At 41.6% G+C, this 21,245-nt stretch carries 24 protein-coding genes; 15 read left to right on the top strand and 9 right to left on the bottom strand.

The features are described 5' to 3' along the window. Window positions 1-134: 134 nt before the first annotated feature. The 7 genes from L634_RS0120325 to mnhG are packed head-to-tail and all read left to right on the top strand — an operon-like array spanning window position 135 to window position 5,891. Complete coding sequence (locus L634_RS0120325; RefSeq protein WP_026584031.1) at window positions 135-2,540, top strand: Na+/H+ antiporter subunit A; 2,406 nt, start codon at window positions 135-137, stop codon at window positions 2,538-2,540. Continuing rightward, the gene (locus L634_RS0120320; RefSeq protein WP_026584030.1) at window positions 2,527-2,949 is read left to right on the top strand and encodes a Na(+)/H(+) antiporter subunit B; all 423 of its coding nucleotides are present in this window, start codon (window positions 2,527-2,529) and stop codon (window positions 2,947-2,949) included. The genes L634_RS0120325 and L634_RS0120320 overlap by 14 nt, the downstream gene beginning before the upstream one ends. Next, window positions 2,949-3,290 carry a Na(+)/H(+) antiporter subunit C gene (locus L634_RS0120315; RefSeq protein ID WP_026584029.1) on the top strand — a complete coding sequence of 114 codons (342 nt, stop codon included), beginning with the start codon at window positions 2,949-2,951 and terminating at the stop codon, window positions 3,288-3,290. The genes L634_RS0120320 and L634_RS0120315 overlap by 1 nt, the downstream gene beginning before the upstream one ends. Then, on the top strand, window positions 3,283-4,776 hold the full coding sequence (locus tag L634_RS0120310) for a Na+/H+ antiporter subunit D (protein ID WP_026584028.1): 1,494 nt from the start codon (window positions 3,283-3,285) through the stop codon (window positions 4,774-4,776). The genes L634_RS0120315 and L634_RS0120310 overlap by 8 nt, the downstream gene beginning before the upstream one ends. Before the next feature lie 2 nt (window positions 4,777-4,778). After that, window positions 4,779-5,255, top strand: coding sequence for a Na+/H+ antiporter subunit E (locus tag L634_RS0120305; protein WP_026584027.1), 477 nt, complete (start codon window positions 4,779-4,781; stop codon window positions 5,253-5,255). Further along, entirely contained in the window at window positions 5,255-5,539 is a 285-nt protein-coding gene (locus L634_RS0120300) for a Na(+)/H(+) antiporter subunit F1 (protein ID WP_026584026.1), read from the top strand. The genes L634_RS0120305 and L634_RS0120300 overlap by 1 nt, the downstream gene beginning before the upstream one ends. Beyond that, window positions 5,523-5,891, top strand: a complete 369-nt coding sequence (gene mnhG / locus L634_RS0120295) for a monovalent cation/H(+) antiporter subunit G (protein ID WP_026584025.1) — start codon at window positions 5,523-5,525, stop codon at window positions 5,889-5,891. The genes L634_RS0120300 and mnhG overlap by 17 nt, the downstream gene beginning before the upstream one ends. A 54-nt stretch (window positions 5,892-5,945) precedes the next feature. Here the strand turns inward: mnhG and L634_RS0120290 are convergent, their stop codons facing one another. Together L634_RS0120290 and L634_RS0120285 are read right to left on the bottom strand one after the other, a co-directional pair. Continuing rightward, on the bottom strand, window positions 5,946-6,329 hold the full coding sequence (locus L634_RS0120290) for a hotdog fold thioesterase (RefSeq protein ID WP_026584024.1): 384 nt from the start codon (window positions 6,327-6,329) through the stop codon (window positions 5,946-5,948). A 298-nt stretch (window positions 6,330-6,627) separates the two neighbouring features. After that, entirely contained in the window at window positions 6,628-7,251 is a 624-nt protein-coding gene (locus tag L634_RS0120285) for a DedA family protein (RefSeq protein WP_026584023.1), read from the bottom strand. Window positions 7,252-7,524: 273 nt separating this feature from the next. Between L634_RS0120285 and L634_RS0120280 the strand changes: the two genes are divergently transcribed. Further along, window positions 7,525-7,941, top strand: a complete 417-nt coding sequence (locus L634_RS0120280; protein ID WP_026584022.1) for a hypothetical protein — start codon at window positions 7,525-7,527, stop codon at window positions 7,939-7,941. 50 nt (window positions 7,942-7,991) lie between these two features. On the opposite strand, the gene L634_RS0120275 is transcribed toward L634_RS0120280, so the two are convergent. From L634_RS0120275 to L634_RS0120260, 3 genes are all read right to left on the bottom strand, one after another. Then, a complete protein-coding gene (locus tag L634_RS0120275) occupies window positions 7,992-8,231 on the bottom strand; it encodes a hypothetical protein (RefSeq protein ID WP_026584021.1) in 240 nt (79 codons plus the stop codon). A 483-nt stretch (window positions 8,232-8,714) separates the two neighbouring features. Further along, window positions 8,715-9,845, bottom strand: coding sequence for an alanine dehydrogenase (gene ald, locus L634_RS0120265; RefSeq protein WP_026584020.1), 1,131 nt, complete (start codon window positions 9,843-9,845; stop codon window positions 8,715-8,717). Between the two features lie 117 nt (window positions 9,846-9,962). Continuing rightward, window positions 9,963-11,219 carry a PucR family transcriptional regulator gene (locus L634_RS0120260; protein WP_026584019.1) on the bottom strand — a complete coding sequence of 419 codons (1,257 nt, stop codon included), beginning with the start codon at window positions 11,217-11,219 and terminating at the stop codon, window positions 9,963-9,965. 310 nt (window positions 11,220-11,529) lie between these two features. Between L634_RS0120260 and L634_RS0120255 the strand changes: the two genes are divergently transcribed. Further along, the gene (locus L634_RS0120255; protein WP_034262960.1) at window positions 11,530-12,939 is read left to right on the top strand and encodes an alanine/glycine:cation symporter family protein; all 1,410 of its coding nucleotides are present in this window, start codon (window positions 11,530-11,532) and stop codon (window positions 12,937-12,939) included. Window positions 12,940-13,176: 237 nt separating this feature from the next. On the opposite strand, the gene L634_RS0120250 is transcribed toward L634_RS0120255, so the two are convergent. Further along, entirely contained in the window at window positions 13,177-13,422 is a 246-nt protein-coding gene (locus tag L634_RS0120250; RefSeq protein WP_026584017.1) for a hypothetical protein, read from the bottom strand. A 185-nt stretch (window positions 13,423-13,607) separates the two neighbouring features. On the opposite strand from L634_RS0120250, the gene L634_RS0120245 reads away from it, so the two are divergent. From L634_RS0120245 to L634_RS0120220, 5 genes are all read left to right on the top strand, one after another. After that, the gene (locus tag L634_RS0120245; protein ID WP_026584016.1) at window positions 13,608-14,381 is read left to right on the top strand and encodes an SDR family oxidoreductase; all 774 of its coding nucleotides are present in this window, start codon (window positions 13,608-13,610) and stop codon (window positions 14,379-14,381) included. Between the two features lie 56 nt (window positions 14,382-14,437). Beyond that, a complete protein-coding gene (locus L634_RS0120240; RefSeq protein ID WP_026584015.1) occupies window positions 14,438-14,881 on the top strand; it encodes a hypothetical protein in 444 nt (147 codons plus the stop codon). Beyond that, a complete protein-coding gene (locus L634_RS0120235) occupies window positions 14,868-15,914 on the top strand; it encodes an alpha/beta fold hydrolase (protein ID WP_232233802.1) in 1,047 nt (348 codons plus the stop codon). The genes L634_RS0120240 and L634_RS0120235 overlap by 14 nt, the downstream gene beginning before the upstream one ends. A gap of 369 nt (window positions 15,915-16,283) precedes the next feature. Further along, window positions 16,284-16,814, top strand: coding sequence for an undecaprenyl-diphosphatase (locus L634_RS31445; RefSeq protein WP_051428379.1), 531 nt, complete (start codon window positions 16,284-16,286; stop codon window positions 16,812-16,814). 99 nt (window positions 16,815-16,913) lie between these two features. After that, window positions 16,914-17,435 (top strand): MerR family transcriptional regulator, encoded by a 522-nt coding sequence (locus L634_RS0120220; RefSeq protein ID WP_026584013.1) that lies wholly within the window; start codon window positions 16,914-16,916, stop codon window positions 17,433-17,435. A 140-nt stretch (window positions 17,436-17,575) separates the two neighbouring features. Here the strand turns inward: L634_RS0120220 and L634_RS0120215 are convergent, their stop codons facing one another. The 3 genes from L634_RS0120215 to L634_RS0120205 form a co-directional block, all read right to left on the bottom strand. Then, on the bottom strand, window positions 17,576-18,340 hold the full coding sequence (locus L634_RS0120215; RefSeq protein ID WP_026584012.1) for a DeoR/GlpR family DNA-binding transcription regulator: 765 nt from the start codon (window positions 18,338-18,340) through the stop codon (window positions 17,576-17,578). A 145-nt stretch (window positions 18,341-18,485) separates the two neighbouring features. After that, window positions 18,486-19,079, bottom strand: coding sequence for a sulfite oxidase-like oxidoreductase (locus L634_RS0120210; protein ID WP_026584011.1), 594 nt, complete (start codon window positions 19,077-19,079; stop codon window positions 18,486-18,488). 247 nt (window positions 19,080-19,326) lie between these two features. Beyond that, the gene (locus L634_RS0120205) at window positions 19,327-20,640 is read right to left on the bottom strand and encodes a Na+/H+ antiporter family protein (RefSeq protein ID WP_026584010.1); all 1,314 of its coding nucleotides are present in this window, start codon (window positions 20,638-20,640) and stop codon (window positions 19,327-19,329) included. A 396-nt stretch (window positions 20,641-21,036) separates the two neighbouring features. On the opposite strand from L634_RS0120205, the gene L634_RS0120200 reads away from it, so the two are divergent. Further along, the coding region (locus tag L634_RS0120200) for a transposase (RefSeq protein WP_026582230.1) at window positions 21,037-21,245 on the top strand (209 nt) is incomplete at its 3' end.

Genomic DNA, 21,245 nt, shown 5'->3' with positions numbered 1-21,245 from the left:
GCATCCTGATTAAGAAAAATACATTCTTCTATGCATAAGCTCATTTCGCGGGCTGACATAATTAGAAAAAAGGCTGCTGAGGACAATGCTTTCTGCAGCCTGAAAATGACACATCTATTAAAGGGGGTAATGTTTTGTCTTTGCTTCACCTGGCGATAATTTCACCATTTTTGCTTGCCATCCTTGTGCCATTCATGTACAAGCTCTTTAGGCAAATACATACGGGTTGGTTTATTCTTCCTCTTCCAATCCTTTTATTTAGTTACTTTATCTCTTATCTACCCATCACCTCCAATCAGCAATCTGTTACAAAATCTTTCTCATGGATTCCTGCTCTGGGCATAGATTTTGCAGCTAAAGTCGATGGGCTGGGTTTGCTGTTTGCTTTGCTGATTACTGGAATAGGGTCTCTGGTTGTCCTTTATTCCATTTATTATCTGGATAAAAACAAGGAAAAGCTAAATACCTTTTATGTCTACTTGCTTCTATTTATGGGTGCAATGCTTGGAGTTGTCCTTTCCGATAATTTGCTTGTGCTTTATACATTCTGGGAATTTACAAGTTTTTCTTCATTCCTGTTAATTGGGTATTGGTATCACAGAGAAAAATCACGGTACGGGGCACAGAAGTCGATGATCATCACGGTTTTCGGCGGTCTTTCCATGCTTGCCGGGATCATTCTTCTTTATATCATGACAGGAACATTCAGCATTACGGAGATTATTGCACAATCAGATGAGATTTTTACAAATCCTTTATTTGTTCCTGCGCTGCTTTGCATCCTTCTTGGTGCATTCACTAAGTCAGCACAGTTTCCTTTTCATATCTGGCTTCCCGACGCCATGGAAGCGCCAACACCAGTCAGTGCTTATCTGCACTCGGCTACCATGGTTAAAGCCGGGATTTATTTAGTGGCAAGAATGAGCCCGGTATTTGCAGAGCACTCTCTCTGGCTGTGGCTCGTAGCTGGATTTGGGATTGTGACGCTATTTTGGGGGTCCTTCTCTGCTGTAAAGCAGACAGACCTTAAAGCCATCCTTGCTTTTTCAACTGTCAGCCAGCTGGGGATGATTATGTCCCTTCTCGGAATCGGTGCTGCCGCTCTTCACTTTGAAACAGTAGAGGATAGCTATTTCACGGTTGCTACAACAGCCGCGGTCTTCCACCTGATCAACCATGCAACCTTTAAGGGAAGTCTCTTTATGGTAGCTGGAATTGTTGACCATGAAACAGGGACAAGAGACATCCGCAAGCTTGGCGGATTAATGAATTTTATGCCGATAACCTTCACATTGGCGATTATTGGTACATTCGCCATGGCAGGACTTCCGCCATTCAATGGCTTTTTAAGTAAGGAAATGTTCTTTACTGGAATGGTTCGGGTTCTGGATATGGATATTTTTAATTTGGATACATGGGGTATTTTATTCCCTGTTCTTGCCTGGATTGCAAGTGTATTCACATTTATCTACAGTATGGTTTTGGTATTCAGAACGTTTACAGGCAAATTCCAGCCTGAAAAATTGGACAAGAAACCGCATGAAGCTCCTATTGGAATGCTGATTTCACCAATTGTTCTTGCTTCATTGGTCATTATTATCGGTTTCTTCCCAAATATTATCTCAAATACACTGATTTCTCCTGCACAGGCTGCCATTATGCCGCCTGCAGAAGGATATGTATATGATACTCATATTTATTTCTGGCATGGGTTTACCCCGGAATTGTTTATGACTTTGGGTGTTATAACTTTAGGAATCTTGCTATTTGCAACTTTGCCGAAGTGGAGAAGTGTATATGATTTGTTCCCTGAGAAATTGGCGTTAAATCGTTTTTACGATAGCATGCTTGAGGTATCTCAGCGAGCATCGTTTAATTTAACAAGGTTATATATGAATGGGTTTATTAGAACCTACCTTGTTTATATTTTTACATTTTTCATTGTTGCTCTAGGGGCTACACTGTTTATAAAAGATGCATTTAAATTCGATACAAGCAATGTAGCGCCCATCCATTACGCTGAAGTTCTGCTAGCATTAGGGATTGCAGCTGCTTCTATTTCAATCCTTTTTGTTAAATCCAGAATGACTTCGATTATACTTCTTGGTGCAGTCGGCTATACCGTTTCATTGTTCTTTGTCATTTTCCGTGCACCTGATCTTGCACTGACACAGCTTGTCATTGAGACTATTTCGGTTTCTTTATTCCTGCTTGCCTTCTACCATTTGCCAAAACTTAGGCATGAAGAGCGCATCAGGTTTAAGATGACGAATGCCCTTATATCAGTGGGTGTTGGCGCCATTGTAACAATGATTGCCCTTTCAGCCCACAGCAATAAACTGTTTCATTCGATTGCACAATATTATGTGGAAAATACGTATAAAGAGGCTGCTGGGAAAAACATGGTAAACGTAATCCTTGTTGATTTCCGTGGATTTGATACGATGTTCGAGATTACCGTTCTTGGAATTGCAGCTCTTGGAATTTTTGCCATGATTAAACTTCGCCTGGAAGGAGGAAAGAAAAATGAAAACAAATGATATTATTCTTCAGACCGCAACAAAGGTCGTATTGTTTATCATTGTTCTTTTCTCTGTCCACATCTTCTTTGCAGGACATTATACCCCAGGCGGTGGATTCGTTGGCGGTTTGCTGACATCGGGAGCAATCGTTCTGCTGTTATTGGCATTTGACATGAAAACCGTATCAAAAATACTGCCTGTAAATTATATTCATATGATTGCGGTCGGACTGCTTTTTTCAATAGGAACTGGGGCGGGGGCTTTGCTTTTTAATGTTCCTTTCCTTACCCACGCATTTGGCCATGTCGAATTGCCGGTGTTGGGTGATACTTCGCTCCATACGGCTACATTGTTTGATTTGGGTGTTTTCTTGGTTGTTGTTGGCGTTACGATGACCATTATTCAAACGATAGGGGAGGATGAATAATGGAAATATTAATGGCTTTTGTAATTGGAATTCTATTTATGTCAGCTACGTATCTCATGCTGTCAAAAAGCTTGCTGCGCATAATTGTCGGAACTGGGCTTTTAAGCCATGGTGCACATATGCTGATATTAACTATGGGTGGCTTAAAACGGGGAGCCGCCCCACTGCTCGGCGAACACGCAAGCTCATATACAGATCCTATTCCCCAAGCGCTTATCCTGACTGCAATTGTAATCAGCTTTGGTGTAACCGCCTTCTTCCTTGTGTTGGCATACCGTGCTTACCAGGAACTTGGCACTGATAATATGGATCGAATGAGAGGAACTGAAGGAAATGATTAACTTTTTGATATTACCCATCCTAATCCCTTTAATTACGGGTGTCCTTCTCATATTCGCTGCAAAAAGAATCCTGCTGCAAAGGTGGATTGCAGGCCTTTCATCAGTGATTACAATTATTTTTTCAGCTTTATTAGTTCAGAAGGTTCGGAATGATGGGATACAAACTTTGGATGTTTCGAGCTGGGAGGCTCCCTTTGGGATAACTCTTGTTTCAGACATGATGTCTGCCCTTCTTGTTTTGACTACCAGCATCGTGGCTTTTGCATGCTTGATCTATTCTTTTTGGAGCATAGGAGAAGCTAGGGAAAAGTTCTACTATTATCCGGCATTCAACTTTTTAATTGTTGGGGTAAACGGTGCTTTTACAACAGGAGATATCTTCAACCTCTTCGTCTTTTTTGAGGTTATGCTGATGGCCTCCTATGTTTTGCTTGTTTTGGGCGGAAAGAAAGCTCAGCTCCGGGAGTCAATTAAATATATTCTTGTGAATGTAATTTCTTCCGCTCTATTTGTTATAGCTGTTGCCTATTTGTATTCTGTTGTCGGAACGCTTAATATGGCGCATATTTCTGTTCGGATCAGCGAAATCAGCCAAGAGGTGCAGCCAGGAATTATAACAGTAATAGCTGTGCTGTTTTTGATCATATTTGGATTAAAGGGAGCCATTTTCCCTTTATATTTCTGGATGCCCGGCTCTTACTATGCACCGCCGGCTCCTGTATTGGCTTTATTTGGAGCTTTGCTGACAAAAGTCGGTGTGTACTCAATCACAAGAACGTATACATTGTTCTTTTACCACGATATCGGCTTTACCCATCAGCTCCTAAGCATTCTGGCGATAATGTCCATTATTGCAGGTGTAATTGGTGCGATTGCATACTGGGATGTTAAAAAAATTATCATCTACAATATTATTGTGGCCGTAGGTGCGATTCTGTTCGGTATATCAGCGATGACACCGGATTCACTTTCCGGGTCCATCTTCTATCTGATCCATGATATGATTATTAAAGCGGCTTTATTCTTGCTTGCCGGCATCGTTATAGCGATAGCAGGTACGAGCGACTTGCATAAGATAAGCGGGCTGATCAAACGATATCCCGGACTGGGCTGGACCTTTTTCATTGCAGCGCTTGCCCTGGCAGGCATCCCGCCATTAAGCGGATTTATTGGAAAGCTTCTTATTGTAAAAGGCGGATTTGAAGCAGAGCAATACTGGGGAGCAGGAATTGTCTTAATGTCCAGTCTGCTGGTTCTGTTCTCGATTATGAAAATCTTCATTAATGGCTTCTGGGGCACTCCCCGCGCTTATAAAACGGAGGACAAAGTACCTGTCAGAAAAATGATGATTGCCCCAGTAATTCTTGTCTTCATAGCCGTTCTTTACGGAGTCGGCTCTGAGTATGTATATCCGTATATCTCACAGGCTGCTGAAACTCTTGCAAATCCAAATATCTATATTGAAGCAGTTTTAAAGGAGTATTGAGTATGGCATTTCAAATTTTATTAAATGTGTTCCTTGGGTTTATGTGGATGTTTTTAACAGGATCATACGAACCGGTTGCGTTCCTTAAAGGATACCTTTTTGGCCTGCTCATCATCTTTACATTCAGAAGATTTTTCGATTCGCGCTTTTATTTATTAAGAGCTGTAGCAGTGATCAATCTTTTATTTATTTTTATAAAAGAGCTTATCCTAGCTAATATAGGTGTCCTGAAGGTTTTGTTAAAGCCTAAGCTTGACTTCCGCCCTGGTATCTTTGCCTATCCAACTGTGCTGAAAGAGGACTGGGAAATCATGGTTCTATCAAACTTGATCACCTTAACTCCAGGGACACTGGTTGTGGATGTGTCACCTGATAACAAGATCCTATACATTCATGCCATCGACATTGAGGATGCAAAGGAAACCATAGATTCAATTAAAAACACATTTGAAAAAGCGATTATGGAGGTGAGCCGATGATGCTGAATACTGTTGTTTTAATTGCCATTCTCATTATATCGGCTGCCACCATAGGATTAATTTACAGAGTTATAAAAGGGCCTACAACTCCGGACCGAGTGGTAGCGCTTGATGCAATCGGCATTAACTTGGTTGCGATTGTCGCTTTAATTTCAATCGCTCTTAATACCAGTGCATTTGTGGAGGTTATCCTTCTTATTGGAATTCTTGCATTCATTGGAACTGTAGCCTTCTCTAAATATCTGGAGAAGGGGGTTATTATTGAAAATGAACGAGATCGCTAATATTGCCATTATCGTGTTAATTTTGATTGGGGCTTTTTTAAGCCTGGTCGCTGCTTATGGAGTTATTAGGCTTCCGGACATTTATACGAGAAACCATGCGGCTTCGAAATCTGCTACATTGGGTGTGATGTCCATACTGCTTGGAACATTGCTTTTCTTTTATGTTAAAGATGGCTTTTTCAATTCAAGAGTCCTGCTCGGAATTGTGTTCGTCTTTATGACGTCTCCTGTAGCCGGCCATTTAATTGCCCGTGCTGCTTATAACTCTGGAGTTAAGCTTTGGGATAAAAGTGTACAGGATGACTTAAAGCAGGCGCCGCATATAAAACAATCAGGCAGTAAGGAACATTAATAGAAAACCGCAAGAGATGTGCTCTTGCGGTTTTTTCATTTTGGGATATTCCCATTATTTTCTTTTCATAACAGCCATGGTGCATCTAGAAACACAAATCAGTTTATCGTTTTCATCCGTAATTTTAATATCCCATACCATTGTTGTCCTTCCTTGATGCAAGACGGTTGCAACAGCTGTCACAATTCCGTCTTTTTTGGCGTGAACATGGTTGGCATTAATTTCAAGGCCGGCAACCGCTTCTGTTTCTTTGTCGCATAGCTCATAAGCACCGATGCTGGCAACCGTTTCGGCGAGAGCTACAGATGCTCCTCCATGCAGCAAGCCAAACGGCTGCCGGGTTCGTTCATCAACAGGCATAGTAGCCACCACACGGCCTTTTTCAAGTTCCACAATTTCCATTCCGAGCGTTTCTATCAAAGTAGCTTTCAAATCCATTCCCCTAACCCCTTTCTTTATGTAATATGCTGTCATACTACTTTCATTATATAAGATCAAATTATATATGTCCCAATATATGGACAATTACGATCAATGCGGTGACCGTCATGAATTGCATAACACTGTACTCGTCATCCCTAATACTGCCGCTAACTATGCAATGGTAGCAATACCGCAGAACAAACACCTGCTTTCAGATGCCATTTTTGGTTTTGGACTTGCCCCCAATTGTGCTGGGAGCTATCGGTCTTGTAGAGCTATTAATGTAAAAAGGCAGCCTTTCAGCTGCCTTTTATTATAATCCTAAACCCTGATCATTCAGCTTTTCTTCCTCTTTTTCCCGCTTTCTCTTACCAAAGCGGAAAGCGAGGATCACCACAGCAAAAACCGCTATCCCAAGCAAAAGTTCTTTTTCATGCTTAAAAATTGTATCAATATGGTCCCCAAATATATAACCGAGCGTGAAAGTCAGGGAAAGCCATAACAGCGCACCGCTGTAAGCGAATAAAGCGAATTTTTTAAAAGGCAATTTACTAAAGCCATATAAAAACGGAAGGAAATTTCGAATGCCCGGAACAAAGTAGCTGATGGAGAGAGAAAAGGCATGATACTTTTCCATTAGTTTTAAAGAAGAGTCAATGGTTCTGGACAGCCTTTTGCTTCGCTGGAAATATCTAAGAAGGGGCCTGCCGATAAAACGGCCGATTGTATAGCAGGTCGTAAGAGCAGTCAGTATGCCCAAATAAATAACGATAAAAGCAAGCACAGGATGCAGTGTTTTTAGAGAGGAAGCAAGGCCAACAGTCATGACAATCAATTCATTTGGCACAGGAAAAATAAAAACACCGACCCAAAGCCAAAGAAAAAGCCCCAAATACCCGTTATTTTCAATGATTTCCAAAATAGATTCCAGTTCCATTTGGGTCTCCTTTCCTGTACTTATTATGTTCCAGGATTCATTTCAAACAACACTAATATATTCTTCATTCTCTTTCTTTACCCCTTTTCTTATTATATCAAGCCTTTTAAAATTTGCCTTCCTTAAGGACCCATAAGCGAATGCTTTTTTCTATGCAGGAGACAACGTGAATGCTGGCTTCGAAACATTTTATAATTTGCCTTTCATAGGAAAAGCCATATTCTCATATATTGGAAATGTATGCATTCTATATAAAGAAAGGGGCAGAACCGAATGTACCCCTATTATTATGTTCGCTACCCACGGCCGGGGCAGTATCCGCATCCACAAGGCTGCTGGAATTATTCGCCCAATTACCAGGCCACTTACCACCCTGTTCATTTTCACAGAACATTTCCTGGGGTTGATCCAGAAATGTTCATGAGCTCTGCCAAGAAAATGGAGGTTCTCATGAGAGATGCCAGCACTTTACTTGTAAATATGGCAGAGTCAAAAAAGTTTTCATATGAATTGATGTCAGCTGCCCAGCAGTCAAAGAAAAGGGAAGTCGAAAGAATGATAAAATCGACAGGCATCTCCCAAATCCCTTCTGTATCCTATACACCGGATGGTTTGAGCCTGCATTTTGAATCTGACAAAGAAGAAAATATGAAATGCTGTGATTTGACACTGAAGCTGCGGTGGATGTAAGGAAATGAATGCAAATGAAAAAGCTCTCAATTAAGAGAGCTTTACTTATTTTATCGATAATACGGAGCTCCATAAGGGCCGTAGCCTGGAGATCCGCCATAAGGGCCGTAGCCCGGATACCCGCCGTAAGGGCCATAGAATGGACGCGGCGGGCCGTAGAAGTATGGACGGGCGAATAATGCTGCACCTAAGCCTCCGCCTATAAATCCGCCAACCAGACCGCCGATAAATGGGGCTCCAAAAAAGAATCTTTCGCCGCCGTTTATATAAGGGCTTCTATAGTAATGCACCTTGAGTAACCTCCTCTTTTCAAATGCCTTCTCTATTTAATATGCAGATGTCCGCATTTTGAGTGGGCTATAAGGAAAGCGGAACCGCCTTGCCCAAGGAATTCAAAAGCTCCTTTTCACCCCAAAAACTGGAGTTTCGGCAGTGTAATGAGGACATGTTTTTCCTTGTGAAGCGTTAAAGGGGGACAACTCCGGTGCATAAAAAAAGCCCCTTTCCTATTCAGGAAAGGGAGGAAATCATTAAGGCTTACCAAGCTTATTACAAGGATTCGATACTGGATCACTTTTTTTGAATGTTTTTAATAGATTCCTAACATATTCATCCTTCTGTCAAAGCTCTTTTCTCATAAATTGTTGTTTTTACTTATTATTTTTACCCGTTGATTAACCTCAGCCAGCCCTGAAAAGCAGCAAACTTTACGCAAACAGCGTTTGTTAAAAACAACAATCCCCTTGGCCTGATAGCCAAGGGGATGTGTGTTATTAGTTAACAGCTTTCACTTTTGCGAACGCTTCTTCTACTGGAACATAGTCATAGCCAAGGTCTTTTGCAACCGCTGGGTATGTGATGCTGCCGTTTACAACGTTTACGCCAAGCTTAAGTGCTGCATTTTCTTCGATTGCTTTTTCGACGCCCTTATTGGCAATTTGCAGCGCATAGTTGATTGTAACGTTAGTAAGAGCGATTGTAGATGTTCTTGGAACTGCACCAGGCATATTCGCAACTGCATAGTGAACAACGCCATGCTTATCATAAGTTGGGTTGTCATGAGTTGTAATATGGTCAACTGTTTCGAAAATACCGCCTTGGTCAATCGCAACGTCAACAACAACAGAACCAGGCTTCATTGTTTTGATCATTTCTTCAGTTACAAGCTTAGGCGCTTTAGCTCCTGGGATTAGAACCGCACCAATTACTAGGTCTGCATCTTTAACAGCTTGTGCAATGTTGAATGGATTAGACATTAATGTTTGGATGCTATTTCCGAAGATATCGTCAAGCTGGCGAAGACGCTCTGGGCTTAAGTCGATGATTGTAACCTGTGCGCCAAGGCCGATAGCCATTTTCGCAGCATTGATTCCTACAACACCGCCGCCGATGATTGTTACTTTTCCGCGTGATACGCCTGGAACGCCTGCTAATAAGATTCCCATGCCGCCATTTGTTTTTTGAAGGAACTGAGCTCCAATTTGAGCAGACATGCGTCCTGCCACTTCACTCATTGGAGTTAGAAGAGGCAATGTACGGTTTGCTTCTACTGTTTCATAAGCAATAGCCGTAACACCTTTTTCAGTTAATGCCTTTGCAAGTTCAGGTTCTGCAGCAAGGTGAAGATATGTGAAAAGAACCAAGCCCTCGCGGAAATAGCCATATTCTGATGGCAGCGGCTCTTTAACCTTCATAACCATTTCAGCAGCCCATGCTTCTGCCGCTGTGTCTACAATAACAGCTCCAACTTCTGTATAATCCTCGTTAGTGAAACCGCTTCCAATTCCTGCATCGATTTCAACGATTACTTTATGTCCTGCTTTTACTAATGCATCAACGCTTGCTGGTGTCGCCGCAACACGGTTTTCGTTATTTTTAATTTCTTTAGGTACTCCAATAATCATGGAAAAATCCCCTTTCAATCTATCAAGTATTAAATTTACTATAGTCAGTATAATAATTTTATTAAAGCGCTGTCATTGTTGATTCAATAAAATAAAAAAGCCTTCATTTGTGGAAATCTACAAATGAGGGCCCTTTTTTTCCATTCTCCTGATTTTTAATTCAAGATATAAAGAAAGTTTTGTATTCGTATTCTTCAGATTTACTTCACCAATATCGCTTATCCTTTTTAATCGATAATTTAGCGTGTTCATATGGACGTGGAGCTTTTTGGCTGTTTCATTTACATTGCTGTCATGATCAATAAACGCCTCAAGGGTAGCCAGCAAATTGGTCCGGTGCTCATCATCATATTTAATCAGCTTTTCAATAGCAGGATGTTCATATGGCTCCATCCGCTTTTTTTCCAGTATGGCATCCAGATAGCGGAAAATGCCGAGCTGCTGATAACTATAAACATGCTGAATCTCTTCAGTAAATTGTTCTTTTAAGCGGAGGACCTTCAATGCCTCCTGATAGCTCTTTTCAACTTTTTCATATTGCTCGTAAATGGTTCCAGTTGCTCCGCTAATATGATCAATGTTAAACCTGGTCTTCATTTGATCAATGAAGAACTGGATGAACTCAATGAAGGTTTTTTCAGTCAATGCAGATTCAGGCGGTGATGCCAGAATAATAAACTCATTCTCCATCGCGGCATAAAATGTAATATTGATTTTTTGGCTTGTCGTAATTAGGTATATAACATTTTGTTCAATTTTTGATGTAATTTCTTCCTTAAACTGAAAAACAAGAACCGCGTACGGAGATGGCGGTTTAATGCTTAAATCCTCGAATCTTGCCTTAATTTCATCATGATCCTGGAAATGGCCTGTTAAGAGCTCCCAGAAAAAGTCCTGATATCCTTCCACCCTTTTCTTTTTCTGCGAGTTTAGCTTCAACAGTTCTGTTCTTGCAGACTGGGCAGCCAGCTTAAGAAGGTTCAGCTTGCTTTCTGTTAAAAGAGATTTTTCTTCCACGGCCCAAATGTAGCCTAATACTTCATTCTGGTTGCGGATTGATATTGCTACCCGGTTACCGAGGCCAATTTCTTTTATTTCCGGGATTCGTAATGGTTCCCCGCTCTGCATCAGCTGAGGAATTACCCGTTCCTTCCATAAACGGTTAATCACCTTTTCAGGAACCTTTCTGCTGATGATCGTCGCAATTCTGGCTGTATCCGTCTGATCATCATGCGTACTGTAGGCAAGCAGGCGATGATTGACATCTTCTATTGTCACTGGGCATTCCAGCACATCCCGAATTTTATCAACCAATTCCTCGAGATTGCCAAATGTCCTCTTAAAGGGATCCTTTTCCATTCTATTTTCACCCAATCCTAAAACTCCTTTAAGCCGCTAATATATTCTAGCCGGTAATTCTTTTTCAACGTAATCAGGTTTTCTACCTATAATATTATACCGCATTCCACCTCCACACTCTACCAATGCCATAAGCACAATTCGACAACATTCGAGCAGTTTCAAATTTAGTTTTTACAAAATTCCTAATAATTTTAATTCATGAAAAAGGGTTGAAGTTATATTCAGATAATTTTACAATAGGATGTGTTCACAAAATGATCATAGTTTAATAGTGATGTTTACAAAATTTGAAAGCGTTAACATCTAGGAGGCGACGATTTTTATGCTTGAAACGCTTAATAAAATTAATGGAGTGCTTTGGGGCACACCAAGTTTGATTCTGCTTTTTGGTACAGGTGTACTTTTAACAGTTATGCTGAAAGGTCTTCAGTTTAGAAGACTGCTATACGCATTTAAATTAGGATTCACAAAAGAGGGACAAGCTTCTTCTAACGATGAAGGGGATGTAAGTAACTTTAAGGCCCTTATGACAGCCCTTGCTGCAACAATTGGGAACGGTAATATTGCCGGGGTTGCAACGGCCATTACTCTGGGGGGACCTGGAGCAATCTTCTGGATGTGGATTGTTGGTTTGCTTGGTATGGCAACGAAATATGCCGAAGCCCTATTGGCTATGAAATATCGTGTAAAAAACGCAAATGGCGAGTACTCAAGCGGACCTATGTATTATGTTGAGCGTGGACTCGGCAGAAAGTTCAAGTGGCTGGCTGTAGCATTTGCAATTTTTGGAGCATTTGCGGCACTTGGAATTGGAAACAGTGTTCAATCTAATACAATTGCAGCTGTCATGGATACATCTTTTGGCATTAACAATTGGATTACGGGTGTTATTCTGGCTGTTCTGGCTGCATTGATTATTTTTGGCGGGATTCAGCGCATTAGTACAGTTGCTGGTTTCTTTGTGCCAATTATGGCTGTTCTTTATATTGGCGGAGCCTTGATTATCCTTGCAATTAACTACGACCAGATCATTCCTGCTTTTGAAACCATCTTCTATTATGCCTTCAATCCAGTTGCCGCTACTGGCGGATTTGTCGGTGTTGTTGTATCTGAAGCCATCAAGAATGGCGTTGCCCGGGGTATTTTCTCAAATGAAGCCGGTCTTGGTACAGCAGCCCTTATTGCAGGAAATGCAAAAACAGACCATCCTGTAAAACAGGCACTAGTAGCAATGACAGGTACTTTTATTGTTACAATCGTTGTTTGTACAATGACTGGATTAGTTCTGATTATTACTGGTTTCTGGGATACCACAGGCGGATTGCTTTCAGGTGTTCCCCATGAGGCTGGTCTTGACGGCGGCGCATTGACTGGTGCAGCATTTGCCCATGCTCTTGGTAAAGCAGGGGAATACATTGTAGCATTCTCTGTTATCTTCTTTGGCTTCTCTACAATCGTCGGCTGGTATGTCTACGGTGAAAAATGCTTTGAATATCTTGTAGGAACAAAAGGCATTATGGGATACCGCGGTGTTTATATCCTTGCAACTGGAATTGGAGCAGTTGCAAACCTGACAACAGTCTGGGCTTTCGCAGACATGGCAAACGCATTGATGATGATTCCGAACTTAATTGCATTAATCCTGCTTAGCAAAGTAGTAGTTAAAGATACAAACGAATTCTTTGAAAACCACTACAAAGCAGCTAATAAACAGCTTAAAAAGGCTGGCTAATAGGGAAAGCGGAAGCGCCTTGCTCAGCCCCGACAAGCATAAGACGAATCACGCAGGAAATCCTGATTTCTGGAGTGATTTGGCTTATGACCTCGAGTTGCTCGAAGCATCATTCTCCGAATCATGCTCCTCTCAAGATATTCAAGGGAGCCTATACGGGATGAAAACTGGCTAGGCGCTGGAGCTAGACATAAATTTTCCGAACAAACACAGGTCGCTGATCTGTGTTTGTTTTTTTTACCATGGTAAATAAGTAAGGCCGTTTTTTTCGGTCACATATTTAAAAATGCGATAGTGATAGAGAAGCTCATCAGCAAAAAGCTCCCTCTCCCCATCGAAGGAATAAGCATTAAGAAAGGTTTCGACATCCTCCCCAGCTTCTGTATCCCATTCCCCCTTCAGCCATATTCTAAAAGCCAGCCCGCTATTTAGCGAAATGGAGCCCGATCCATCAAAAAGCTCCTCAATTTGTTCCCTGTCCATCTTTCGTCCCCCTTATTTATTATCCATCTTTTCTCTTTCCTTCTTTCTTATACATTTTTGGGATAAGGCGAAAATATCAATTTTGGCACCACTAAGGGTTAGCTTGTCTATACTATATCGAAGTCAATTTTATAATGAATCTGCCAGAAACATAACAAACACAATTTGCAAAAGGGAGGAACGCGATGGGACTGAACGATTTATTTCATTTAGATAATAAAACTGCAATCGTAACAGGCGGCGGCCGGGGGCTTGGTGCGCAAATGGCGAATGCGCTTGGAGATGCCGGTGCAAATGTTGTAGTGTGCTCACGTGATCTCAGTGCATGCGAGCGCGTCAGCAGCCAGTTATCTGCAAGGGGCATTAAGTCGCTTGCCATCAGGTGTGACGTTACGAATGAAGAAGATATTCAGCGAGTAATCAGGAAAACTTTAGACACATTCGGAAGCATTGATATCCTCATTAACAATAGCGGTACATCTTGGATTGCTCCCGTTTTGGAACTGCCTGCAGATAAATGGGATAAAGTGATGAATGTGAATCTGAAAGGAATGTTTTTATTTTCTCAGGCTGCTGCAAAAGTAATGCAGAAGCAAGGAAACGGAAAAATCATTAATATATCTTCTGTCACTGGCATGAGAGGAACACATTCGGCTTTATTGGATGCAGTTGCCTACAGCACAAGCAAAGGGGCTGTTATCTCCCTTACAAAAGATTTGGCTGTAAAACTGGCTGCCTCCGGAATCCAGGTTAATGCAATCGCACCCGGCTTTTTTCCAACCAAAATAACAAAAGCATTGGAAAAATCCAGCTCCGCAATCCTTCAAAATATTCCTGCAGGAAGATTCGGCAATGAGGACGACTTAAAAGGCGCAGCTGTCTTTCTATCCTCTAAAGCCTCTGATTATATCACCGGACAGGTTTTAATTGTAGACGGCGGGATGACCGTGTCACTTTAGTCTGCTCTATTTTATAACTATTTTAATCCATATTTTAAAGAAAGGAGAAAGCTTTTATGATGATTAACCATACAGAAGCCCTGCTAAATGCGATTAAAAAGGCAGGAATGAAGGTGGAGAAAGAGCTGAATGAATCGATTCAGAATTCCCTCAACAAAGAAGATGTTTTAAAAGAGATGCTCAGCCGATCAGAGGTGACTGCAGGTGCTATGAAAAAACTGCAGCAAGCCATTGAAACTCTATCCATTCCTCTAAATTTCCCTACAAAAACAGATGTAGCAAATGCCGCTAAATTAACTGTTCAGGCAGAAGAGAAAATGGATTTGATTGACGAGAAATTGATGGCTTTAATCGATTCATTTGAGGAATTAAAAAAATCGCTTGGAGGCTCTGCTGAGCTGCCAGATTCCAGCGTAATTCTAAAAACCCTTTCGAATTTAAAGCAGCCGCTTGATCAGGCATTGGAATCATCAAGCAGCAGCGAAAGTGCTGAACAGTAAAATGGCTGAAAATATCCTCTCCAAAAAGCTGCAAGGTTTTTTCCATACCATCCAGCAGCCTGAACCTGAGATCGGGTTGACTCCACGAACGGCAGTCTGGAAGAAAAACAAAGCTGTCCTTTGGCACTATGCTCCTGCTGAAAAGAAATACGGTGTCCCGCTTTTCCTAATCTATTCGCTCGTCAACCAAGCTTTCATTCTTGATCTGGGACCAAAAAACAGTTTAATCGAGGCTTTAACCAACAGCGGCTATGATGTTTACTTGCTCGATTTCGGCATTCCAGGATATGAAGATAAAGATATTACAATGGATGACTACATTGTCCATTATATCCAAAAGGCCGTCAGAAGAGCCTTATACCATGCTAAGGCAGATGAAATAACCGTCATGGGCTTTTGCCTCGGGGGTACATTCGCAGCCATCTATGCCGCGATAGCTGAGGAACCGGTTAAAAATTTAATTTTATCAGTAGCACCAATTGATTTTAGGCATTTTCCTTCATTCGATCAGTGGGTAAAGGCGTTGCGGGAAAATGATTCTGATGTGGATTCCATTTTGGATGCATGGGGATTAATTCCAGCACCTGCCATTAAAGCCGGAATGAGGCTGGTTACTTCGCCAATCTACTATTCCCCTTATTTATCCCTATTGAGCCGGGCAGACAATGAAGAATACGCCAAAAGGTGGAAACAGTTCAACCACTGGACAAATGGCCATATTCCATTTGCCGGCGCAGCTTTAAAGCAAGTTCTCCATGATCTTGGAATAAAGAACAAGCTTGTTAATGGGAGTTTGGATATTTATGGAAGAAGAGCAGACCTCGGCAATATTGAGGCGAATTTGTTAGCAGTTGCTTCAAGTTATGACCGCCTTGTTCCAAAAGAACAGCTCCTTCCAATTATGGATCTCGTATCAAGCAAGGATAAGCAATTTCACCTGTTGACAGGCGGCCATGCCAATCTTTCTTCCGATGGAAAAGTACCAGCTTACTTGGCCAATTGGCTTTCAATCCGCTCTCGAGAAATAAAATAATTTACCATCCCCTGCCAAAGCGGGGGAATTCACTTTTAAGGAGGTTTCTCAATGTTTTTCTTTAATTATGCCAATTTTGTTAAAAGCGGCCACACCATCAGTGCCTATCTGGGCTTCGCTTCCCTCGTGTTCAAAGACTTTTTTAGAAATTAACCGTTCATGGGTTTTTTATCATCTTCTTATTAGTGAAGAATTCAGATAAATATGAGTTTTTCCAGTCCAGCAGCACAAACATTATTAATCGTTATGCTCTCAAGAACGCTGGTGTGTCTGGATAAACCTTTACCGTAATCTTCTTCTTTAAGATTTGTGTTATAAAAGGCAAAGTGGCAAATATTAAGGGTATTAAGGCAAAAGGAGATTATAAAAATGGACGTAAAAATCTTCAAAGCAATCAACCGGATATCAGGCCGCTGTGGACCTTTAGACTTTCTGATGATTCTTATTTCAAATAAAGCAAGGTATGTATTTTTATTTGCACTTGCCGCTATGTGGCTGGCCAATGTCCCGGCAAGGAGAACAGCGAAAAAAGCAGTGCTGGCTTCAATTTTCGCATTTATCCTGAACTGGGGCATTAAGCTTTTTTACTTTAAACCGCGGCCTTTCGAAAAAAATAAGGTTGGGATACTGATTCCGTCCAAAAAGGATTCCACTTTTCCCAGCAAGCATACCATTATTTCTTTCGCTGCATCTGTTGTTGTCCTTTATAGCAACCGATTTATAGGCCGCATCTTATGCTGGCTTTCCATTTTGACTGGCTTTTCACGCATCTGGGCAGGTCATCATTATCCATCCGATATCCTTGGAAGCGCCATTATTGGCTCAGCTATTGGCTGGATGACTGAGAAATTTTTTAAAGTTGCGTCCCTAGAGGATCCAATGGGAGATAATAAAATGTAAAATTATCGCTTTCTTTGGCGAAAGAAAACTTGTTTTGTCAACTGGGAAGGACTTTCCTGCATCCATCTAGAAAATGGGTTTAAAACGGGAGGGGATCAGATGAATACAAGTGCTGTCGCCAAGTTATTAGGGGTTTCGCCAAGCACAGTACAGCGGTGGGTCAAACAACTCGAACTCCGTACGGAACGGAATGAATTGGGGCACTATTTATTTACAGATGAGGATATCGATTTGTTAAGACAGGTACAGGATCAGCTTAACAAGGGCATGATTTTGCAGGAAGTAACTGTAAAAGGCAAAAAGGCAAGAAAAGGAACTATCCAAAACGATCAGGCCAACCCAGCAATGGAAAAGATTTTATTAAAATTAAGCGAACTCGAACAGCGTATGAACGGAAAAGCGGATGATGTAGTCTCTTATCAGCTGCTTCAGCACCGCCGCGAAATCGAAGAATTGCAAAAGGAAAATGAACAACTGAATAAACGAATCGAGATACTGGAAACGAAGCTAGGTGCAAAAAATCGAAATATTCCAGCTGACACACTTTTAGTTTTTGACCAGGAAAAACCAAGGAAAAAGCTAAAGAAGAAAAATATTTTTACAATGCTCTTTGGATTTTAAAGAGGCAATAAATCCTCCCATATAAGTCAAAAAAGCGTTACTGCTGTCTTCAGCGGTAACGCTTTTTATGGTTAAGGGAAATGCCTTATAAGAATGGATCCCAGGCCGTCACGCCCCGAATGGGTTACGCCAGCCCCGAATTATTCATCCCCTGCTATCAGCAATTCCACATTACACCTCTCCAAAATGTTGGTAAAAGCTTTTTCAGGCATTTGGTCTGTAATTAGGAGATCAATATCACTTAGCTCAGCAAATCTGAAAAATTCATCTGCTCCGATTTTTGTATGGTCAGCGAGAACAATCACCTGGTCAGCCTGGCTAATCATTTTCCTTTTCACCATTCCATCTTCTTCATGAGCCAAAGAAAGACCATTTTCCGAAAGGCCGACAACCCCCAGGAATGCTTTATCCACCTGGTATTGTCCAAGCTTTTCAATTACGGAAGATCCGTACAAATAACGGTGCTTTTTTTGCAGCTTCCCTCCAAGCAGTGTTATATCCGCATTAGGATTTGCAGACAGAATTTCCGCCTGGTTAATTGAATTGGTAATGACCGTACAAGGGATTTCTGCCAAATGCTCAGCACATGCCTGAACAGTTGTGGAGGTATCCAAAATGATTCTTTCACCGGGCTGGATCAGGGAAGCCGCCATTTGTCCGATTCTTTTTTTCTCTGAAGAAACCATCTTCAGCCTATTGGCATAATCCTCTACTACACGGCGTCCAGACGGCAGAATGGCTCCCCCTCTTGTCCGGATAATCTTATTCTCTTCCTCAAGCCTGACAAGATCGCGTCTTGCTGTATCCCGCGATACATCAAACAACGAACAAATTTGTTCAACTGATATACGCTTATAGTTTTCCAGATGGTTCAGTATCGCTATTAGTCTTTCTTCTTGATACATATAATCGCCTGCACTTTAAGTAAACTCGCACTCTTTTAAGTAATAATAAGTGTTTTCATTTATATTATAAGTCTTTTACTTAATTAATTTCAAGTAAAGATAATGAAAACTGCTTCAGCTTCATTAGATGGAGCCCTTCTCTATACTAATCCCAGCTGAAACGCTGCTCTTTAAAGGGATCTCCATAATTATGGTACCCATTTTTCTCCCAGAAACCTGGTTTATCTGTCATTGAAAATTCAATGCCTCTCACCCATTTAGCGCTTTTCCAAAAATAAAGATGCGGAATCACTGCCCGTAACGGGAATCCGTGCTCTGAAGTTAAGATCTCTCCATTGTGGGTATGGGCAAGTAAGCTTGACTCCTTTAAAAAATCTTCAATCGGAAGGTTTGTGGTCCATCCCTCTTCAGCATGGAGGATCACAAATTGGGCAGTTTCTTTTACCCCAGCCCGTTTAGCAAATTCTGAAGCAGAAACGCCTTTCCAGGTATTATCAAGCTTAGACCATCCAGTTACACAGTGGATGTCATTTTTATACTCTGTCTGAGGGAGGTTCATTACTTCTTCATAAGTTAATGAACATTCATTTTCCACTTCCCCAAAAACCTTTAAGGACCAATCACCCATATCCTTATAGTAAGGTACATTGCCATAATGAAGGACAGGAAAGGTGGTCGTGACATTCTGGTTGGGCGGAACCCTGCCTGAAACCTGTTTTCTAATTTTGCCAAAATACATTACAGCCGCCTCCGATCGTTTTTCTTTATGGTAACCTACTTCTTCAGAGGTTAAAAGTATATAGAAAAGCAGCTCCTCGTAAAGAGAGAAGCTGCTTTTTATTATATGGCTGTGTTAAAGCTTATTGTTGATTTTAGCACCCTGTTGATTGGAGCGGAAGGTGGGAATGCACCGAGGAGCGTCGGACCGCCCGCTGAAAGCTTGAGTGCCTCGTGCTGAAATCAACAGGCAAATTTAACAGAGCCTATTATAAAATAACGGCTGCCAGCCATCCAAACAGGATTAGAGGGATGTTATAGTGCACGAAGGTCGGTACACAAGTGTCCCAGATGTGATTATGCTGTCCATCGGCATTCAGGCCTGCTGTCGGCCCCAAAGTGCTGTCAGATGCCGGAGAACCAGCATCCCCAAGCGCTGCGGCTGTTCCGACTAATGCGATTGTTGCCATCGGGCTGAATCCAACCTCAAGGGCAAGCGGAACGAAAATGGTGGCAATAATCGGAATGGTCGAGAATGAAGAGCCAATTCCCATTGTTACAAGCAAACCAACGAGAAGCATAAGCAGTGCTGCAAGCGATTTATTGTTGCCGATCACACCGGCTGCCTGCTCAACAAGCCTTTCTACATCACCGGTTTCTTTTAATACATCAGCAAAACCGAAGGCCGCCAGCATGACAAATCCAATAAATGCCATCATTTTCATACCCTCTGTTAAAAGCTGATCGGCTTCCCTCCACTTAATAGCACCGCTGATATAAATAACCAAAATACCAGTCAATGCGCCAAAAATCATGGAATCAAGCTGAAGCTGAACAACCAATGCTGCAACAATAGCCACTAAAGCAAAAATAATGCCTGCTTTTGAGTATTCGCCTTTTTCCGCTTTAACGATCTCAGTTGTTTGATAGTTTCTGTTCTTGCGGTAAGAAACAAAAACTGCTATAAGCAAACCCACAACAAGGCCTGCAGTCGGAATCAGCATTGCTTTTGGAATGTCAGCCATGCTGACTGCCAATCCGCTGCTTTCCATATTTTCTGCAATGATTCCTTGGAAAATCTGTCCGAAGCCAACCGGCAAGAGAATATAAGGCGCGGTTAAGCCAAATGTCAATACAGACGCAATTAATCGGCGGTCAATCCGCAACTCATTCATGACCTTTAATAGTGGCGGAATTAGAATTGGGATAAAGGCAATATGGATCGGAATCAGATTTTGGGAAAAGATCGCCATCATTAAAATGGAAAATACAATAAGTGCTTTTGATAATGTTTTCCCTTTGGACTCCCCTTCCTTGCCGACTTTTGCAAGAACCCATTCAACCATAAGATTTGGAAGGCCTGTGGCAGAGATCGCAATGGCAAACCCACCTAATAAAGCGTAGCTTAAGGCAACTTCCGCACTGCCGCCAAGCCCGTTTGAAAAGACTTCAATTGTTTTGTCTATGCTTAATCCGCCTGCCAGCCCGCCTGCTAATGCACCAGCCACAAGGGCAAGAACGACATTTACACGCAAAAGGCTGAGAACAAGCATGATTAGAACTGCAAGTACTACTGCATTCATGATGCAACCCTCTTTCTGTTTGCTCACTCTTTATTATTTTCACTTTACTCTGCTAAATCGGTAGAGAATTAAAACACATGTATTAAACTATCATATGTCCTCTTACAGTGTCAATCGGTTTTTGATAGATTAGGAATGGGAGTTTGGACCAGAGATGGAAGAACTGAAATGGAAGAACCTTTTGGGGTAATATCCGTCTGCCTATGGCATTTTATTCTGATACTGACTTTGGTGCCAGTTTGGCCGGTATTTTGCATATATTGGCCGGAAAATGCATGATTTAGACCGGTAATTCCGTTAAAATGGCCGGTAATGATGCTAGACTAAAAAACGGACACGGTAAATTGACACTTTCGTTATAATGATTAACAAAGAACAATTAAAGGACGTGTCTAAATGGGGAAGCATTTTGATCTCGAATACAAAATACAGATTGCACAAATGGTCGTAGAAGATGGTAAAAAAGCAACTCAATTAGCGAGAGACCTAGATATTCCAGTCGGAACCATTAGGAACTGGGTTGATGCATACAAGAAAAAGAGTCAAAAGGGTTTCGTGGGGAGTGGCAATACGTCCCCTGAAATAAAGCCCTACAAGGACCTTCA

It is taken from the genome of Bacillus sp. J33, from assembly GCF_000518885.1.
Lineage (GTDB): Bacteria > Bacillota > Bacilli > Bacillales > Cytobacillaceae > Cytobacillus.
This window is presented reverse-complemented; position numbering and strand designations above follow the sequence as displayed.

Bases quoted from the DNA above. Each gene is read 5' to 3' on its own strand.
- L634_RS0120320 (WP_026584030.1), top strand. From the start codon at position 2,527: ATGAAAACAAATGATATTATTCTTCAGACCGCAACAAAGGTCGTATTG.
- L634_RS0120315 (WP_026584029.1), top strand. From the start codon at position 2,949: ATGGAAATATTAATGGCTTTTGTAATTGGAATTCTATTTATGTCAGCT.
- L634_RS0120310 (WP_026584028.1), top strand. From the start codon at position 3,283: ATGATTAACTTTTTGATATTACCCATCCTAATCCCTTTAATTACGGGT.
- L634_RS0120305 (WP_026584027.1), top strand. From the start codon at position 4,779: ATGGCATTTCAAATTTTATTAAATGTGTTCCTTGGGTTTATGTGGATG.
- L634_RS0120300 (WP_026584026.1), top strand. From the start codon at position 5,255: ATGCTGAATACTGTTGTTTTAATTGCCATTCTCATTATATCGGCTGCC.
- mnhG (WP_026584025.1), top strand. From the start codon at position 5,523: ATGAACGAGATCGCTAATATTGCCATTATCGTGTTAATTTTGATTGGG.
- L634_RS0120290 (WP_026584024.1), bottom strand. From the start codon at position 6,329: ATGGATTTGAAAGCTACTTTGATAGAAACGCTCGGAATGGAAATTGTG.
- L634_RS0120285 (WP_026584023.1), bottom strand. From the start codon at position 7,251: ATGGAACTGGAATCTATTTTGGAAATCATTGAAAATAACGGGTATTTG.
- L634_RS0120280 (WP_026584022.1), top strand. From the start codon at position 7,525: ATGTACCCCTATTATTATGTTCGCTACCCACGGCCGGGGCAGTATCCG.
- ald (WP_026584020.1), bottom strand. From the start codon at position 9,845: ATGATTATTGGAGTACCTAAAGAAATTAAAAATAACGAAAACCGTGTT.
- L634_RS0120255 (WP_034262960.1), top strand. From the start codon at position 11,530: ATGCTTGAAACGCTTAATAAAATTAATGGAGTGCTTTGGGGCACACCA.
- L634_RS0120250 (WP_026584017.1), bottom strand. From the start codon at position 13,422: ATGGACAGGGAACAAATTGAGGAGCTTTTTGATGGATCGGGCTCCATT.
- L634_RS0120245 (WP_026584016.1), top strand. From the start codon at position 13,608: ATGGGACTGAACGATTTATTTCATTTAGATAATAAAACTGCAATCGTA.
- L634_RS0120240 (WP_026584015.1), top strand. From the start codon at position 14,438: ATGATGATTAACCATACAGAAGCCCTGCTAAATGCGATTAAAAAGGCA.
- L634_RS31445 (WP_051428379.1), top strand. From the start codon at position 16,284: ATGGACGTAAAAATCTTCAAAGCAATCAACCGGATATCAGGCCGCTGT.
- L634_RS0120220 (WP_026584013.1), top strand. From the start codon at position 16,914: ATGAATACAAGTGCTGTCGCCAAGTTATTAGGGGTTTCGCCAAGCACA.
- L634_RS0120215 (WP_026584012.1), bottom strand. From the start codon at position 18,340: ATGTATCAAGAAGAAAGACTAATAGCGATACTGAACCATCTGGAAAAC.
- L634_RS0120210 (WP_026584011.1), bottom strand. From the start codon at position 19,079: ATGTATTTTGGCAAAATTAGAAAACAGGTTTCAGGCAGGGTTCCGCCC.
- L634_RS0120205 (WP_026584010.1), bottom strand. From the start codon at position 20,640: ATGAATGCAGTAGTACTTGCAGTTCTAATCATGCTTGTTCTCAGCCTT.